This is a genomic window from Neobacillus drentensis, from assembly GCF_036965425.1.
In the GTDB taxonomy this organism is placed as follows: domain Bacteria; phylum Bacillota; class Bacilli; order Bacillales; family Cytobacillaceae; genus Neobacillus; species Neobacillus drentensis_F.
Genome location: NZ_JBALPP010000178.1, coordinates 1 through 1,292, shown reverse-complemented (window position 1 = coordinate 1,292; position 1,292 = coordinate 1). Strand labels below are relative to the sequence as shown.

Annotated in this window: 1 protein-coding gene and 1 pseudogene; one reads left to right on the top strand and one right to left on the bottom strand. The window is 35.1% G+C overall.

The features are described from left to right. Positions 1 to 188: 188 nt before the first annotated feature. A pseudogene (gene def / locus V7161_RS29290) lies at positions 189 to 629 on the bottom strand (peptide deformylase); the annotation flags it as partial. A 157-nt stretch (positions 630 to 786) separates the two neighbouring features. Here def and V7161_RS29285 point away from each other — a divergent pair. Continuing rightward, a partial coding sequence (locus V7161_RS29285; protein ID WP_335716290.1) for a YkyA family protein occupies positions 787 to 1,292 on the top strand: 506 nt, incomplete at its 3' end.

Below are 1,292 nucleotides of genomic sequence, written 5' to 3'. Positions count from 1 at the left end.
GCGCAAATCAACAGACATGTTAAAAAACCGAATTATTGATAATATAATAAATAATTCACCCGGTGAATTTTAAAGTAGTGAATGAAATAAAAGGCTGTCGAATGATTTTCGACAGCCTGACTCGAGATATGGCGAGTTTCTTTATCTTTCGATTGGGGTTGCTCCTTGGATCTCTTTTAATGGTNNGCAGGAAGTCCTTTTAAACGAAGCTTTATCTCTTCGCCATTAAGGTTTATTCCTTTAACAGTGATTCGAGCATATCTCGGAACATAACCTGGTATGGCTTCGTCCACAGAAAGACAGCCTTCTCCTGAAGTTAAATAAGCCATTTCTACAGAGTGACTGATAATTTTCGGATTAAACAAGGCATAACTGTAAAGAATCCCCTTGTCGTCCGTTAAATGGACCGCAATCATCCGTTTAGATACATTAATCTGAGGGGCAGCTAACCCAATTCCTGGACGCAGGCCATATTGGTACGAGATTTCGGGGTTTTGGCTGTTAATTACGTATTCTAATAAGCTTCGTAAAATTTGCGCATCCTCTTCTGATGGCGGCATATTTACTTCTGCAGCCACTTTTCTAAGAGTAGGATGGCCATCCCGAATGATATCCTCCATCGTTAACATGAACATTCACTCCTGAATTTAAATGTAATTAAGTGCAACAATAGTCTATCAAACAATGTATAAAATGTTAACAATTGATTACCAAAACATCTATTTATATTGTCAAACCAACAAAGTATAGATATAGTAAGAAATGTTATAGATAGGAGGTTCATAAATGTTTTTTACCAGAAAAAAAAGGTTACTTTTATTTTTTTTAGCAGCCTTCGTAATTTTAACTGGATGTAATAATAAAAAGTCTTCACTCGAAAAAATGTATGAAACTCTAGAAAATGTGGCAGCTAAAGAAAAGGTATTTGAAGAGCAGCAAGAACCACTTGTAACATTAGAGAAGAAAGAAAAAGGATTATATGACCAAATAATCGGTCTTGGAATGAAGGAATATGACGAGATAGTTAAGCTTTCAGATGAAGCACTGAACCTCGCAGCTCAACGTCAAGAGCATATGGAAAAAGAAACAAATAGCATTAAGGAATCTGAAAAAGAATTTAAAAAAATAGCTGAAATTAAAGAACAGCTTGACGAACCGTCACTAAAAAAATTAGCGAATGAACTTTATAATATTATGATGAAAAGATATCAGGCCCATGATGTGCTGAACACTGCCTATACGGAGGCATTAAAAAATGACCAGCAATTGTATGAAATGTTTAAGAATAAGAA